This is a genomic window from Microbacterium sp. SORGH_AS_0421 (assembly GCF_030818635.1).
Taxonomy (GTDB): Bacteria; Actinomycetota; Actinomycetes; order Actinomycetales; family Microbacteriaceae; genus Microbacterium.
Map to the genome: position 1 here is coordinate 1,865,540 of NZ_JAUTAO010000001.1, position 15,111 is coordinate 1,880,650.

General features: G+C 69.8%; 11 protein-coding genes and 1 pseudogene. 3 read left to right on the plus strand and 9 right to left on the minus strand.

Going from position 1 to position 15,111, the window contains the following annotated elements; all coding sequences use genetic code 11:
- Positions 1 to 251 precede the first annotated feature (251 nt).
- Complete coding sequence (locus QE416_RS08905) at positions 252 to 1,724, plus strand: NAD-dependent succinate-semialdehyde dehydrogenase (RefSeq protein ID WP_267786299.1); 1,473 nt, start codon at positions 252 to 254, stop codon at positions 1,722 to 1,724.
- A 182-nt stretch (positions 1,725 to 1,906) separates the two neighbouring features.
- Here QE416_RS08905 and QE416_RS08910 read toward each other — a convergent pair whose 3' ends face one another.
- Complete coding sequence (locus tag QE416_RS08910; protein WP_307315411.1) at positions 1,907 to 3,346, minus strand: XRE family transcriptional regulator; 1,440 nt, start codon at positions 3,344 to 3,346, stop codon at positions 1,907 to 1,909.
- Positions 3,347 to 3,463: 117 nt separating this feature from the next.
- On the opposite strand from QE416_RS08910, the gene QE416_RS08915 reads away from it, so the two are divergent.
- Together QE416_RS08915 and QE416_RS08920 are read left to right on the plus strand one after the other, a co-directional pair.
- Positions 3,464 to 5,356 (plus strand): phosphoenolpyruvate carboxykinase (GTP), encoded by a 1,893-nt coding sequence (locus QE416_RS08915; RefSeq protein WP_307315413.1) that lies wholly within the window; start codon positions 3,464 to 3,466, stop codon positions 5,354 to 5,356.
- A gap of 217 nt (positions 5,357 to 5,573) precedes the next feature.
- The gene (locus QE416_RS08920; protein ID WP_307315414.1) at positions 5,574 to 6,386 is read left to right on the plus strand and encodes an isocitrate lyase/phosphoenolpyruvate mutase family protein; all 813 of its coding nucleotides are present in this window, start codon (positions 5,574 to 5,576) and stop codon (positions 6,384 to 6,386) included.
- Between the two features lie 8 nt (positions 6,387 to 6,394).
- Here the strand turns inward: QE416_RS08920 and QE416_RS08925 are convergent, their stop codons facing one another.
- From QE416_RS08925 to ribD, 8 genes and pseudogenes are all read right to left on the minus strand, one after another.
- A complete protein-coding gene (locus QE416_RS08925; protein WP_307317899.1) occupies positions 6,395 to 8,260 on the minus strand; it encodes an ABC transporter ATP-binding protein in 1,866 nt (621 codons plus the stop codon).
- Positions 8,261 to 8,403: 143 nt separating this feature from the next.
- Positions 8,404 to 9,856, minus strand: a pseudogene (locus QE416_RS08930) (MFS transporter).
- Positions 9,857 to 10,036: 180 nt separating this feature from the next.
- Positions 10,037 to 10,390, minus strand: a complete 354-nt coding sequence (locus QE416_RS08935) for a Fe-S protein (protein ID WP_307315415.1) — start codon at positions 10,388 to 10,390, stop codon at positions 10,037 to 10,039.
- Positions 10,391 to 10,541: 151 nt separating this feature from the next.
- Complete coding sequence (locus QE416_RS08940; RefSeq protein ID WP_210072167.1) at positions 10,542 to 11,447, minus strand: hypothetical protein; 906 nt, start codon at positions 11,445 to 11,447, stop codon at positions 10,542 to 10,544.
- A gap of 175 nt (positions 11,448 to 11,622) precedes the next feature.
- Positions 11,623 to 12,096, minus strand: a complete 474-nt coding sequence (gene ribH, locus QE416_RS08945) for a 6,7-dimethyl-8-ribityllumazine synthase (protein ID WP_307315417.1) — start codon at positions 12,094 to 12,096, stop codon at positions 11,623 to 11,625.
- Positions 12,096 to 13,364, minus strand: a complete 1,269-nt coding sequence (ribA, locus tag QE416_RS08950) for a GTP cyclohydrolase II (protein WP_210072165.1) — start codon at positions 13,362 to 13,364, stop codon at positions 12,096 to 12,098. Before ribA ends, ribH begins: the two co-directional genes overlap by 1 nt.
- Positions 13,361 to 14,017 (minus strand): riboflavin synthase, encoded by a 657-nt coding sequence (locus QE416_RS08955; RefSeq protein ID WP_210072164.1) that lies wholly within the window; start codon positions 14,015 to 14,017, stop codon positions 13,361 to 13,363. Before QE416_RS08955 ends, ribA begins: the two co-directional genes overlap by 4 nt.
- Complete coding sequence (ribD, locus tag QE416_RS08960; protein ID WP_210072163.1) at positions 14,017 to 15,048, minus strand: bifunctional diaminohydroxyphosphoribosylaminopyrimidine deaminase/5-amino-6-(5-phosphoribosylamino)uracil reductase RibD; 1,032 nt, start codon at positions 15,046 to 15,048, stop codon at positions 14,017 to 14,019. The genes QE416_RS08955 and ribD overlap by 1 nt, the downstream gene beginning before the upstream one ends.
- Between the last annotated feature and the right edge of the window lie 63 nt (positions 15,049 to 15,111).

A 15,111-nucleotide genomic window follows, 5' to 3' on the forward strand; every position in this document is an offset into this window, starting at 1 on the left:
CCCCACCGCACGCGGAAACGCGATCCCCGCGCAGAAACGCGTGCACCTCGCGTTTCCGCGTGCGCGAAGCGTTTATGCGTGCGTGTAACGCCGGCCCGCCGGCCGTGCGCCCACGAAACGAACATCCATACAGCGCACGGACTCGCCGTGACGGCGACCGCGACCACCCCCTTGTACGCCAGGTATATCGGCACGCACCCGCGGGCTGAGAAGAATGGGCGGTATACCCCCGCCCCGATCCAGGAGGATTCATGACTGATTCGCGCGAGAGCGAGCTGCTGGCATCCGTGCCCACCGGTCTGCTGATCAACGGCGAGTGGCGCGCAGCCGAAGGGGGCAAGACCGTCGCGGTCAACGACCCCGCCACCGGCGAGGTCATCCGCGAGATCGCCGACGCGAGCGTCGACGACGGTGTCGCCGCGATGGATGCCGCGGCCGAGGCGTTCCCGTCGTGGGCGGCGACCCCGGCTCGTGAGCGTGCCGAGATCCTGCGCCGCGCCTTCGACCTGCTGCAGGAGCGCAAGGAAGACGTCGCGCTGCTGATGACGCTCGAGATGGGCAAGCCCCTCGCCGAGGCGCGCGGCGAGGTCGGCTACGGAGGGGAGTTCCTCCGCTGGTTCAGCGAGGTCACCGCGCACACCCAGGGTCGCTACGGCGCGAACCCCGAGGGCACCGGTCGCATGATCGTGACGCAGCACCCCGTGGGGCCCTGCTACCTGATCACCCCGTGGAACTTCCCCCTCGCGATGGCCACCCGCAAGATCGCGCCCGCGCTCGCCGCCGGGTGCACGGTCGTCATCAAGCCGGCCACCCTCACCCCGCTCACGACGCTGTTCTTCGCGCAGATCCTGCAAGACGCGGGGCTGCCCGCCGGTGTCGTCAACGTGGTCACGACCACGAACACCGGCCCCGTCTCCGAGCGCATCATCTCCGACCCGCGGCTGCGCAAGCTGTCGTTCACCGGCTCGACCCCGGTCGGCGTGAAGCTGCTGCAGCAGGCCGCACCCGGTGTGCTGCGCACCTCGATGGAGCTCGGCGGCAACGCGCCCTTCGTCGTGTTCGACGACGCCGACCTCGACAAGGCGGTCGAGGGCGCGATGCTCGCGAAGTTCCGCAACATCGGCCAGGCGTGCACCGCCGCAAACCGCTTCATCGTGCAGCGCTCGATCGTCGAGGAGTTCACCGCGCGGGTCACCGAGCGCGTGCGGGCGATGAGGATCGGCCGCGGCACCGAGGAGGGCGTGCAGATCGGCCCCCTCATCGACGACCGCGCCGTCGACAAGGCCAAGACCCTCGTGGGGGATGCCGTCGAGCGCGGAGCCACCGTCACCACCGGCGGCGCGCCCGTCGACGGCCCCGGCACCTTCTTCGAGCCGACCGTCGTGGCGGACGTGCAGCCCGGCAGCGACATCCTGCGTGAGGAGATCTTCGGACCGGTCCTCGCGATCGTCCCCTTCGACGACGAGGACGACGCCGTGCGCCTCGCCAACGACACCGAGTACGGCCTGGTCTCGTACGTCTTCACCGAGTCGCTTGCTCGCGGCCAGCGCATGATCGACAAGCTCGAGACGGGGATGATGGGCCTCAACGTCGGCGTCGTCTCCAACGCCGCCGCCCCCTTCGGCGGCTGGAAGCAGTCCGGCCTCGGTCGCGAGGGCGGCGACGAGGGCATCCACGAGTACCTGCAGACGAAGTACACGCTGACGGCGAACCCCTACGCCTGACGACACCGGATGCCGCGATCCCGGCGCCCCGCGAGGGCTGGGGTCGCGGCATCCGTCGTTCTCGTCCCCTCGACCGCCCGAGACTCCTGAGTCTCCGGGGAGTGGAGTGCGGTGTGGGGTGATCTGCGGCGGTCCAGCCCTGTTCGTCAGGAGTTTGGCTCAGCCGGACCCCCGAACGGTAATCAGCCGTTCGCGTGCCGATCCAGGAAAGCGAACACCTCGGCGTCGTCGACGCCCGGGAACATGCCGCGGGGGAGCGGCGAGAACATGTATTGGTGCACGCGGGCACTCGGCCACGCCTTGCCCGACCAGCGCTCCGCGGCCTCGGTGTCGGGGCGGCGGCAGCACGACTCGTCGGGGCAGCGGGAGACCCCGCGTGTGGGGGTCTCCCGTCCACGGAACCACCGGGCGTCGTCGAACGGCACGCCCACGGTGATCGAGAAGTCGCCGCTCGAGGTGCTGCCCGTCTGGGTCGAGCACCAGTAGGTTCCGGCGGGGGTGTCGGTGTACTGGTAGTGCTCGGTGGTGCGGTTGTGCTCGTCGAACGCCGACCGCGCCGAGAACTTCTTGCAGACGATCTGGCCTTCGACCGAACCGGTGACGTCCGTCGGAAGCGGCAGGTCGTCGTTCTCGTACGCGCGCGAGATGGCGCCGTCGCCGTCCACGCGCATGAAGTGCAGGCGGATGCCGAGGTGCACCGTCATCAGGTTCGTCATGCGCATGGCCGCGGCTTCGTGGGTCACCCCGAACGCGTCGCGGAAGTCCTCGACGGCGAGGTTGCGATCCTTCTTCGCCTGGGTGAGGAAGGCGACCGCGCTCGTCTCGGGCATGAGGCAGCACGCGGCGTAGTAGTTGATCTCGAGCCGCTGCTGGAGGAAGTCGGCGTAGTCGGTGGGCGGGCGGTGTCCGAGCAGTCGGTGCGCCATCGCCTGCAGCGCCATCGAGCGCAGTCCGTGTCCCCCGGGGATCGAGGCCGGCGGCAGATAGATGCGCCCGTTCTCGAGGTCGGTGACCGAGCGGGCCGAGTGCGGCAGGTCGCTGACGTAGATGAGCTCGAAGCCGAGCTGTTCCGCCATGATGCTGACCGTGCGGTGGGTGAGGGCGCCCGTCGAGTGCCCGGCGGCTTTGAGCTGCTTCTCCGCGAGTCGTTCGATCTCGGGCAGGTGGTTCGACATCTCGCGCATGCGCAGGCGCAGCTCGGTGTTGGCGCGGCGGGCTTCTTCGGGGCTCGCGATCGTCTCGCGCTCGCGCCGCTGGAGCTCGCGGTGCAGACCCAGCACGGCTTCGATCGTGTCGTCGCTCGTTCCCTTGGTGACCTTGACGGGAGGGATGCCGAGCTGCCGGAAGAACGGACTGGTCTGGGCGCGTTCGAGCTCGATCTCGAGAGCGGCACGGCGATTCGGGGGTTCGCGCGAGAGCAGGTCGGTGACCTCGGTCTCGGTGGCGCGGGCGATCTCCTGCAGGAGTGACAGCTTGGGCTCGCGCTTGCCGTTCTCGATGAGGCTCAGCTGGCTGCCGGCGACCCCGACCAGCGCGCCGAGCTCGTCGAGGGTGTAGCCGCGGGCGAGACGGTGGTGCCGGATGCGGTGACCGAGGGTCGTGAGCTCGAACGACGATGCCATTCCTTGACCATATCGAAAAATATGCGATTCTTAACATGCATTTTCTCGGAAAGAACCGAAGCAGGCGCCCAACATGGAGGAAGACCACCGATTTCGCTCTCAATCGAGGAGAACGACATGGCACTCGCCGACATCTTCCACTCCACCCCGCGCACCGCAGCGCCCACCGCACGCGTCGACCACGCGCACCGCGCCGGCCATGGCGCTCGCCCCGCCGTCGAGGGCCCCGGTCTGGCCGCCCTCATCGCCTGGGTCGACCAGGTGGCCGCCCTCACCCAGCCCGACCGTATCCACTGGGTCGACGGCTCGGCGGCCGAGAACGATGCGCTCCTTCGCGAGATGGTCGACGAGGGCAAGCTCATCAAGCTGAACCCCGAATGGCGCCCCGGCTCGTACCTCGCCCGCTCGCACCCCGGCGACGTCGCCCGTCTCGAGTCGCGCACCTACATCGCCTCGAATAGCGAGGAAGACGCCGGTCCCACGAACAACTGGATCGCACCCGCCGAGATCCGCGAGACCCTCGACGGCGTCTTCGAGGGCTCGATGCGCGGGCGCACGATGTACGTCGTCCCCTTCTCGATGGGCGCGGTGGGCGGGCCCCTCAGCCACATCGGCGTGCAGATCACCGACAGCGCCTACGCGGTGGCATCCATCGGTGTCATGACCCGCGTCGGCACCTCGGTCACCCAGCAGATCGCGAACGGAGCGCCCTGGGTCAAGACCGTGCACTCGGTCGGGGCGCCGCTCGCCCCCGGCGAGGACGACGTCGCCTGGCCCTGCAACGACGAGAAGTACATCGTGCACTTCCCCGACACCCTCGAAGTCTGGTCGTTCGGCTCGGGTTACGGCGGCAACGCGATCCTCGCGAAGAAGTGCTTCGCCCTGCGCATCGCCTCGGTCATCGGCCGCGACGAGGGCTGGCTCGCCGAGCACATGCTGCTCATCCGCGTGATCGACCCGGCCGGCAAGGCGTACCACGTGGCCGCCGCGTTCCCCTCGGCCTGCGGCAAGACGAACCTCGCGATGCTGCGGCCGACGATTCCCGGCTGGCGCGTCGAGACCCTCGGCGACGACATCACGTGGATCCGCCCCGGCGAGGACGGGCGCCTGTGGGCCATCAACCCTGAGGCCGGCTTCTTCGGCGTCGCGCCCGGCACCGGCGAGTCGACCAACGTCACCGCGATCGAGACGCTCTGGGGCAACACGATCTTCACGAACGTCGCTCTCCGCCCCGACGGCGACGTCTGGTGGGAGGGCCTGACCGACGAGGCACCCCCGCACCTCATCGACTGGGAGGGAAAGCCCTGGACCCCCGCGTCGGGCCGTCCCGCCGCGCACCCCAACTCGCGCTTCACCGTGGGGGCTGCGCAGTGCCCGCAGATCGCCGAGGACTGGGAGGCCCCCGAGGGTGTACCGCTCGATGTGATCCTGTTCGGCGGTCGCCGCGCCACCAACGTGCCGTTGGTGGTCGAGGCCACCGACTGGTCGCACGGCGTGTTCATCGGCTCGACCGTGTCGAGCGAGAAGACGGCGGCGCAGGAGGGCACGGTCGGCGAGCTCCGCCGCGACCCGTTCGCGATGCTGCCCTTCTGCGGGTACAACATGGGCGACTACTTCGGCCACTGGCTGAAGGTCGGCCAGAAGCTGCGCTTCGACCGCGCACCGCGCATCTTCCAGGTCAACTGGTTCCGCAAGGGCGACGACGGACGCTTCCTCTGGCCCGGATTCGGCGACAACGCCCGCGTGATCGACTGGATCATCCGTCGCGTCGACGGCCAGGTCGACGCCGTCGACAGCCCGATCGGACGCCTCCCGAAGATCGAGGACCTCGAGCTGTCGGGTCTGGACCTTCCCGCTGCGGATCTCGAAGAGCTGTTCTCGATCGACCGCGCCTCGTGGCTCGCCGAGGCCGACCTGACGGAACAGTTCTACGACACCTTCGGTGCGCACCTGCCGGCCGCCCTGCGCGCCGAGCTCGCCGCCCTGCGGTACCGCCTGCAGCGGTCCTGAGACCGGCTCGCTCGCCCCGCCCGTTTCGTGCGGACGGGGCGAGCCCTCGTATCGACGCCCCCCGTTCTCGATGGGGGACACCGGCTTCGATGGTGGAGGGGACGCATCGAATGTCGATCCCCTCTCTCAGATCACCGCTCGGCTGGATGACAGACCGGGATTCGTGCGCGGATTCGATCGTCCGAGGAGTGATGAAGGGGTGTGCTGAGATTGTGAGATGACCACGCACCTCGAGCGCACCCAGGAATTCCACGCGATGCACGTGCCCGGCGTGCCGATCGTCTTGCCCAACGTCTGGGATGCTGCATCGGCACGAGTGGTCCTCGCTGCCGGGGCGCGGGCGATCGCCACGACCAGCGCCGGTGTCGCGTGGTCGCGGGGCCAACGAGACGGGAACGAGCTGACCGGCGACGGGGCGATCGACTCCCTAAGGCGGATCGTGGCAGCGGTGAACGTCCCGGTCAGCGTCGACATCGAGCGTGGCTACGGTGAGACGGCGAGCGACGTCGCCGCCACCATCTCCTCCGTCCTTGAGATGGGCGTCTCGGGCGTGAACATCGAGGATTCTCTTATGCCGACGGCGCAGCAGGAGCAACGCATCAGCGCGGCCCGCGCCGCTGCGGAGAACGCCGGAATACCGCTCTTCATCAACGCCCGCATCGACACACACCGCCTGGGAGAGCCCGGAGGCGACGACTGGATGGCGGAGACGCTGTCGCGTGCGGCCGTCTACGCGAACGCGGGGGCGAGCGGCATCTTCGTCCTCGGCGCGTTGTCGGCAGCGACCGTCCGTGCCCTCGTGGGGGCGACGACGCTGCCGGTCAACGTCGCGTTCGGGCCCGGGACGTTGTCGATCGGCGAGCTTGCCCGTGCCGGAGCAAGTCGCGTCAGCGCGGGCTCGGCGATCGCCGAGGCCGCCTACAGCGTCGCGCACGACTGGGCGTCGACGATGTTCAGCGCTCCGGAGAGCGTCGCCCCGTCGTCGCCGGCGCTCGGCTGGGCCGCTCTCAATCAGGTCGTGCGCGACTGAGCCGTCGTTCAGACCAGCAGCTGATGCTTCGCGAGGTTGCGATACAGCGGAGTGGATGCCACCAGCTCGCTGTGCGTGCCCTGGCCCACCACCCGGCCGTTCTCGAGCACGACGATGAGATCGCTGTCGACGACGGTCGACAGACGGTGCGCGATGACGAGCAGCGTGCGGTCGGTCGCGACCGCGTCGATCGCCTCGCGCATGCGCTGCTCGTTGACGCCGTCGAGCGACGAGGTCGACTCGTCGAGCAGGAGCACCGGGGGAGCGGCCAGCAGGGCGCGCGCGATTGCGAGGCGCTGACGCTCTCCACCGGAGAGCATGACGCCGTCCTCGCCCACGGGGGCGTCGATGCCGAGGGTGTTGCGCTCGAGCACGTCGCCCAGGTTCACCGCGCGAAGGACCCGCTCGCACTCGGCATCCGTGGCGTCGGGCGAGGCGAGGCGGAGGTTGTCGGCAATCGTGCCGGCGAGGGTCGGGGCGTCCTGCTCGACGTAGCCGAAGCGGGCGCGCAGGTCTGCGCGCGCGAGATCGCGGGCGTCGGTCCCGTCGACGAGGATCGCCCCGCTCGTCGGGTCGTAGAAGCGCTCGACGAGGGAGAGGATCGTGCTCTTCCCCGCGCCCGAGGGGCCGACGAGCGCCACGCGCGCCCCTGGCGGGACGGTGAACGACACCCCGCGCAGCACCTCGTGGTCGCTCTCCGGCTCCGCATCGCCCGCATCCAGGTGCACCTCGGCGAGCACCGAGCGCGCTTCCTGCGCGGCGGCCTCTCGCGCCTTCACGACGTGATCGGGGTAGCGGAAGTGCACGTCGCGGAACTCGAGGGCGGCGGCATGCGGCACCGGGGTGGCCGTCGAGGGCCGGTCGTCGTCGTCTTCGAGGGGGAGGTCGAGCACCTCCTGGATACGACCGAGCGCGCCGAGAGCCTGGTTCACCGAGGTGATCGCACCGATCGCCGAGGCGAGCGGCTGCACGAGCAGGAACAGGAAGATCACGAACGTGACGAGAGAGGCGACGTCGATGGCCCCGGATGCCACGCGGTACCCGCCGACGCCGAGCACGACCAACAGCGACACCTGCAGGGCGACGAAGGCGATCGGCACGATCAGCGCCGAGACGCGCGCGATGCGCACCCCCGCCGCATAGGCGGCGGTGGCGTCCTCGGTGACGGCGGCGATCTCGCGATCGGTGGCTCCCGACGCGCGGATGGTGCGGATCGAGCCCACCGCCCGCTCGACTCCCGACGACAGCTCGCCGACCTTGGCCTGCTGGACGGCGGAGGCCGCGCGGATGCGTGTGCTCAGCAGCACGACCACCGCGAGCGAGGCGCCCACGACCACCACGATGAGCACAAGAAGCAGCGGGTCGATGAACGCCATCGCGATGACCGCGCCGACGAGGATGAGGGCGTTGCCCACGGCATCCGCGAATCCCTGCGTGAGCACCGCGTACAGAAGGGTCGTGTCGGTTCCGACCCGCGAGACGAGGTCGCCCGTCCGACGGGCGTCGAACTCGCTGATGGGCAGGCGCAGGATGCGTCCGATGAGCCGGCGCCGGCTCGAGAAGACGACCGCGGTGCCCGTGCGCTGCAGCAGATAGTGCTGGAAGCCCGAGATGACCGACGAGAGCACGACGAACACGACCAGCAGCCACACGAGGGCTCCGAGCGGGACGGCGTTCTGCACGCGGGAGATGACCTGGCCCACGAGCAGGGGCTGCGCGAGGGTGGCGGCGGCGCCGAGGACGCTGAGCACCCCGACGACGGCGAGCGTGCGCTTGTGCTCGAGAAGGAAGGGCAGCAGCTGACGGAACGACGCGCGCGGGCCCTCGGGCACACGGCGACCGCGCCGACCGCGCGCGGGAGCGGGAACGGACATGCTCACCTCGGGAAGAAAATGGGGTTGCTTCGACCGTACCTCGCGCCACCGACCCCGTCGGTCGCCTTTCTCGGCGATGAGCAGAACGCCGGATGCCACGAGGCACAGGCCCCGTGGCATCCGGTGTGTCGAGGGCGGACGCGTTACGGCGCGGTCGCTCCGGCGGCGATGTTGTCGTCGTAGTCGACGTCCTTCGTCTCGGGCGAGAGCACGAGCGCGACCAGGGTCAGCACGCCCATGGCCGAGAGGTACAGGCCCACCAGCCACGGGTTGCCGTCTCCGGCCGCCCACAGCGCCACGGCGACGATCGGCGCGAGGGCCGCGCCGAGGATCGACGAGACGTTGTACGAGATGGCCGAGCCGGTGTAACGGGTGTTGGTCGGGAACAGCTCCGGCAGGACCGCGCCCATCGGGCCGAACGTCGCACCCATGAGCAGGAAGCCGAACACGAGGAACGCCTGCACGAGGGCGCCGGTGAACTTCGCATCGGCGGCGGGCAGGAGGAACACCGAGAACAGCAGACCGAACACGATGATGCCGATCGTCACGCCGATCAGCAGTCGCTTGCGACCGATCGCGTCGGCCACCGGGCCGGAGAGCATCGTGAAGACACCGAAGAACACGACACCGATGATCTGCATGATGACGAAATCGGTGTAGCCGAAGCCGAGGCCGGGAACGTATGTGGCGGCGTTGAACGCGGTGCCGGCCTTCTCAGCCGCGGCGGCCGCGCCCCTCGGCGGTGGGCTTGGTGCCGTACGACAGGGTGAAGCTCGTCATCAGGTAGAAGAGCACGTAGGTGGCCAGCATGATGAAGGTGCCGAGGATCAGCTGCTTCCAATTGCGGCGGATGACCTCGCCGAGCGGGAACTTGCGGATCGCGCCGCTCTTCTCGGCCTTGGCGAACGACTCGCTCTCGACGAGCTTGAGGCGCACGTAGAGGCCCACGATGACCATCACGGCCGAGAACAGGAACGGCACGCGCCAGCCCCAGGTGAGGAACTCCACCGACCGCTGCGCCGTGCCGTCGGGGTGCGGCAGCGCGAAGTTGATGACGAGGAACACCGTGTTGGCGATGATGAAGCCGATCGGGGCGCCCAGCTGGGGGAACGTGCCGAACAGGGCGCGCTTGCCCTTCGGGGCGTTCTCGGTCGCGACGAGGGCCGCGCCCGACCATTCGCCGCCGAGCGCGAAGCCCTGCGCGAGACGCATGATCAGCAGCAGCACGGCGGCCCACACGCCGATCTCGTTGAAGGTGGGCAGGCAGCCGATCAGGAAGGTGGCGACACCCATCGTGAGCAGAGAGGCCACGAGGGTGGCCTTGCGGCCGAAGCGGTCTCCGAAGTGACCGAAGACGATCGCGCCGAGGGGGCGCGCGACCATGGCGGCGCCGAAGACGCTGAACGACAGCAGCAGCGAGGTGGTCTCGTTGCCGGTCGGGAAGAAGAGGATCGGGAAGACGAGGACCGCGGCGGTGGCGTACGCGTAGAAGTCGTAGAACTCGATCGTGGTGCCGATGAGGCTCGCGGTGATGACGCGCGAACGGGGGTTCGCGGGTGCTGAGGCCGATCGGGTGGAGGGGGAGGAGGTGGTCATGACTGCCTGACGAGAAGGTCGATCAATCGCGTCCGGGATGGGGCGCAGCGGTGGCGCGCCGCGATCACGGGGGTGTGTGTGAGCGGGTGCGCGAAGGAGCACCGGGAACGTCCCCGAGTGAGGGGCGTCTAGACCCTCCAGTCTATGCGCGCGCTGAGCGGACGCCGGACGCCGGTCTCGTCAGTGCCAGACGACCGCGAGACCGGCGTTGAGCAGCGTCAGGATGCCGATGGGCCAGAAGATCGCGGGGGAAAGCGTGCCCGTGCGCTTCCGACGGGCCGATCCGATGCCCAGCAGTGCGCCGATCACGATCAGCACGACCAGCTTGATGCCGATCTTGGCGTAGTTGAGGTCATGGTCGAGGCCCCACGGCGCGGAGAGGGCGAGACCGGTGACCAGGGAGATGACGAGCGCGTAGTTCATCACCGGCGTCACGCGTACGCGGCGGGCCACGGCCTCGACGACCCAGGCACCGAAGAGGATGGCGAAGCCGACGAGGTGGACGAGGACGACGACGCTGCGCAGGATCTCCATGTCCGTCACGCTAGAGAAACCGCGGTGCCGTCGCCAGCAAGGCCGCCCTCAGCGCCATGGCATCCGGGGGCTGCGGCCGTGGTTCCCGCCCCGTCCGCGCGGCGCGATGGCGCGCCGCCGAGGCGACGCGCCATCGACGCGCCGAAGCGTCTCAGCCGTTCGACCCCGAAGCGGGGAAGAGCACGTAGCTGGGCGACGGCCGGCGCTGCTGCGCGGCGTTGTTCCAGGTGACGGCGCCGATGTTGAAGTAGGGGATGTCGACGGCCCCGAACCCGAGCGCCTCGGTGATCCGGTTGAACGTCGTGATCATGTTGTTGTACGTGCCCATGTAGGCGTTCTGGGCGTTGCGGATGTTGGCGATGCCGTTGATGCCGACCGCGGTCACGGTGGCGACGAAGGCGATCGCCGCGACCGGGTTCGCGCCGTTGACCACCAGCAGTGCGATGCCGGTCGCCAGCGACGCCATGCCGATCCCCACGTATTGGCGCACGGCGGTCTGGTAGGCGGTGAACTGGTTGTTCAGCGTGTGGGTCTGATCGATGAATGTGTCGAGCAGGCGTGAGACCGCGGCGGGCGAGCCGTTGCGGGGAGCCTCGCCGTAGTGGTGGCGTCCGTTGTTGCCGACGACCTGGAAGCGCACGATCTGTCCGGCGCCCCGCATGACGATGATGCCGAAGCCGTTGACGTTGATCCGGTACTGCTCGTCGCCGCGGGCCTCGCTGAAGATCCCGGTCTGCGGGTCGATCGGGTACGACGGCAGGACGCGCCCCTGGTGCGGATCGCGGTTCCACCACCGGAGGTCGGTGCCGTCGCCTTTCCAATCGAGACGGTTCTGCTCGAGGATCTGGCCGTCGCGGGTCCAGGTCGCCATGACCCGGTCGACGCCGTAGTTGGTGAAGGTGAGGGTGTCGCCGCCCGGCAATCCCGAGAACGTGCATTCCAGGTATTCCGCGGCGGCGTTGGCCGCGAGAGGCGGTCCGAAGAGCGGGAGGGCAGCAGCGCCGGCGATGCTCGCTGCGCCCCCCAGGATCAGACCGCGTCGACTCAGTTCCACCATGGTTTCTTCTCCTTCGTGGGCGATGAGTCCGTCGGTGCCCGGGTCGTGCTCGGGTCGCCGGCGAACACTGACGAGGAGAAGTTAAGACGCATGCCTCGTTTTTTGAACGGCGTCCAGAAAACAAAAAGGCAAAACATCGGTGAATGAAACAAGGGGCGGCCGCCGCCGCCGCGCGTCAGCCGCGCAGGTCGCGCAGCACGAGGGCGGTGCGGACGGCGGCGTCGGCCGCCTCCTCGCCCTTGTCCTCCTTCGAGCCGGCCAGGCCCGCGCGGTCGAGACCCTGCTGCTCGTCGTCGAGGGTCAGCACCCCGAAGCCGACGGGCTTGCCCGCGTCGATCGCCACGCGCGTGAGGCCGTCGGTCGCCGCAGACGAGACGAACTCGAAGTGCGGCGTTCCGCCCCGGATGATCACGCCGAGGGCGACCACGGCATCCGCCCCGCCCTCGAAGGCCGCGCGAGCGGCCACGGGCAGCTCGAACGAACCGGGCACCCGCACGACGCGGTACATCGCGCCCGTGGCATCCAGCACCCGCTTCGCTCCGGCGATCAGCCCGTCGGTGATGACCTCGTGCCAGGTGCCGGCGATCACGACGACGTTCAGGCCCGACGCATCGATGCCGCCGGTCTCGGGTGCTCCACTGCCAGCCATCAGGCGCTCTCTTCCTTCATGTGCGCGAGGGCGTCGCGCAGGTCGTCCTCGGCGATGACGTGGCCCATGCGGTCGCGCTTCGTCTCGAGGTACTGGTGGTTGTTGGGTCCCACGCCCACGAGCAGCGGAACCTGCTCGACGACGTCCAGACCGAAGCCGCGCAGCTGCGCGACCTTGTCGGTGTTGTTGGTCAGCAGGCGCACCTTGTCGACCCCGAGGTCCGACAGGATGCCAGCGGCCGCGGCATAGTCGCGCGCATCGGCGGGCAGGCCCAGAGCGAGGTTGGCGTCGACGGTGTCGAGGCCGCGCTCCTGCAGGTTGTACGCGCGCAGCTTGTTGATGAGGCCGATGCCGCGACCCTCGTGACCGCGCATGTAGATGACGATGCCGCCGTCGCGGTCGATCGTGTCGAGCGCCGCCTCGAGCTGGGGACCGCACTCGCACTTGAGCGAGCCGAACGCCTCGCCCGTGAGGCACTCCGAGTGCACGCGCACCAGTGGAGCCTTCTCGGTGAGGTCGCCCGAGACCACCGCGAGGTGGTCGGTGCCGGTGATGCGGTCCTTGTAGGCGAGGAAGCGGAACGTGCCGTGCGAGGTGGGGACGTTCGACTCGGCGCGCAGGCTCACGCGGCGTCGCGCGGGGGCGGTCGCCGGCAGCGGATCGGTGTCGTTCAGGTAACCGATGAGCTGCTCGATCGTGATGACCGGGATGCCGTCGCGCTCGCCGAGCTCGAAGAGCCCGGGCAGGCGCATCATGCTGCCGTCCTCGGCCACGACCTCGGCGATCGCGCCGACGGGCTCCAGGCCCGCGAGGCGCATGAGGTCGACCGCGGCCTCGGTGTGACCGGCGCGTTCGCGGACGCCGCCGTCGACGGCGCGCAGCGGCAGGACGTGACCCGGGCGGATGACGCTCGTCGGGACCGATTCGGGGTCGGCCAGCACGTTCAGTGTGCGTGCGCGGTCGGCAGCGCTGATGCCGGTGGTCACACCGGTCGCGGCGTCGACGCTCACCGTGTACGCGGTGCCGCGGGCATCCTGGTTGACCTCGACCATGGGCGGCAGGTCGAGACGGTCGGCCCACTCGGCCGGCATGGGCGCGCACACGTACCCGCTCGACCACCGCACGGTCCAGGCGAGGGCCTCGGGGGTGGCCAGCTGCGCAGAGAGGATGACGTCTCCCTCGTTCTCGCGGTTCTCGTCGTCGGCGACCAGGATCGGGCGACCCTGACGAAGGGCCTCGAGGGCCTCGGGGATGGTGGACAGGCTCATCGGGAGCCCCTCTCGGTCTGTGCGGCGGTCGCCGCGGGATTCTCTGTCGTACGGAAGGCGAGCATGCGCTGGACGTGGCGCGCGAGGATGTCGGTCTCGAGGTTGACGGGGGTGCCGGCCTCGGCGCGGCCGAGCGTCGTCGCCTCGAGGGTCTCGGGAATGAGAGACACCTCGAGCCAGGGCTCGACCTCGTCGGCCTCGCTGACGGCGCTCACCGTGAGCGAGACACCGTCGATCGCGATGGACCCCTTGTCGACTACGAGGGGAGCGAGGTGGGCCGGGATGCCGACCCGCACGACGCTCCACTGGGCTCCGGGCCGCACGTCGCGCACCACGCCGGTGCCGTCGATGTGCCCCTGCACGATGTGACCGCCCAGGCGACCGTGGGCCGCGGTGGCCCGCTCGAGATTCACCGGGCGCCCTGGAGCGACATCGGCGAGGGTCGACATGTCGAGGGTCTGCTTCATGACGTCGGCGGTGAACCAGTCCTCGCCCTGTTCGACGACCGTGAGGCACACGCCGCTGACCGAGATCGAATCGCCGTGGCCGGCATCCGATACCGAGAGGGGGGCGCGCAACGTCAGCCGCACGCCGTCTCCCGAGGGTTCGACGGCGGTGACGGCACCGATCTCTTCCACGATTCCGGTGAACATCAGGATTCTCCCTCTCGATCCGAGCTGGGGTGGGCGACGATCAGCAGATCGTCGCCGAGGTTCTGGACGGATGCCACGGCCAGCCGACGGGCGTCAGCGATGGTGGGCACCCCCACGTCGCCGAGGGCGAGGCGCGAGCCGCCCAACAGCACGGGGGCGAGGTAGACCAGCAGTTCGTCGGCGAGACCGGCGCGGACGACGGCGCTTGCAAGCGTCGGCCCGCCTTCCACGAACACCCGCTGGATCCCCTTCTCGCCCAGGTCGGCGAGCACGGCGGCCAGGTCGTGCGAGTCGTAGAACAGGGGCGTGCGCGGGTGGCGGCGGACGGCGGCATCCGGGGCCGTCTCGCTGCGACCGACGACCACGGGCACGGGCTGGGTCTCGAGCAGGGAGCCGTCATCGGCGCGCGCGGTCAGTGCCGGATCGTCGGCTCGCACGGTTCCCGTACCGGCGACGATCGCATCGGCCCGGGCGCGTCGGGCGTGCACGTCGCGACGCGCGGCGGGACCGGTGATCCACTGGCTCGAGCCGTCGTCGGCGGCGGCGCGACCGTCGAGGCTTTGCGCCCACTTGACGGTGACGTGCGGGCGACCGGTGCGCTTGAGGACGGCCCAGTCGTGCACGAGCGCTTCGGCCGCCTCGCGCTCCGCCCCGCTCTCGACGTCGACCCCGGCTGCGCGCAGTCGGTCTGCCCCACCCGACGCGGCGTCGGTCGGGTCGTCCAGGGCGTAGACGACGCGGCCGATGCCGGCCTCGATGAGCGCGAGTGCACAGGGTCCGGTGCGACCGGTGTGATTGCAGGGCTCGAGGGTGACGACGGCGGTGGCGCCGCGCGCGGCATCCGGCGACAACCGCGAGAGGGCGTCGACCTCGGCGTGCGCGGTGCCGGCTCCTCGGTGGTAACCCTCGGCGAGGATCTCTCCGGCGGGGGAGAGGATCACGGCACCCACCTGGGGATTCAGCCCGCGCGGCCCGCGCCGGGCGAGCTGCAGCGCTCGCCGCATGGCGTCGATCTCGACGGCGGATGCCATTTCCTTGTCCTTCCCGCGGAATCGGGGCAGGGCCAGCGGGAAGGCGCGTCGCGCCATCCGTGC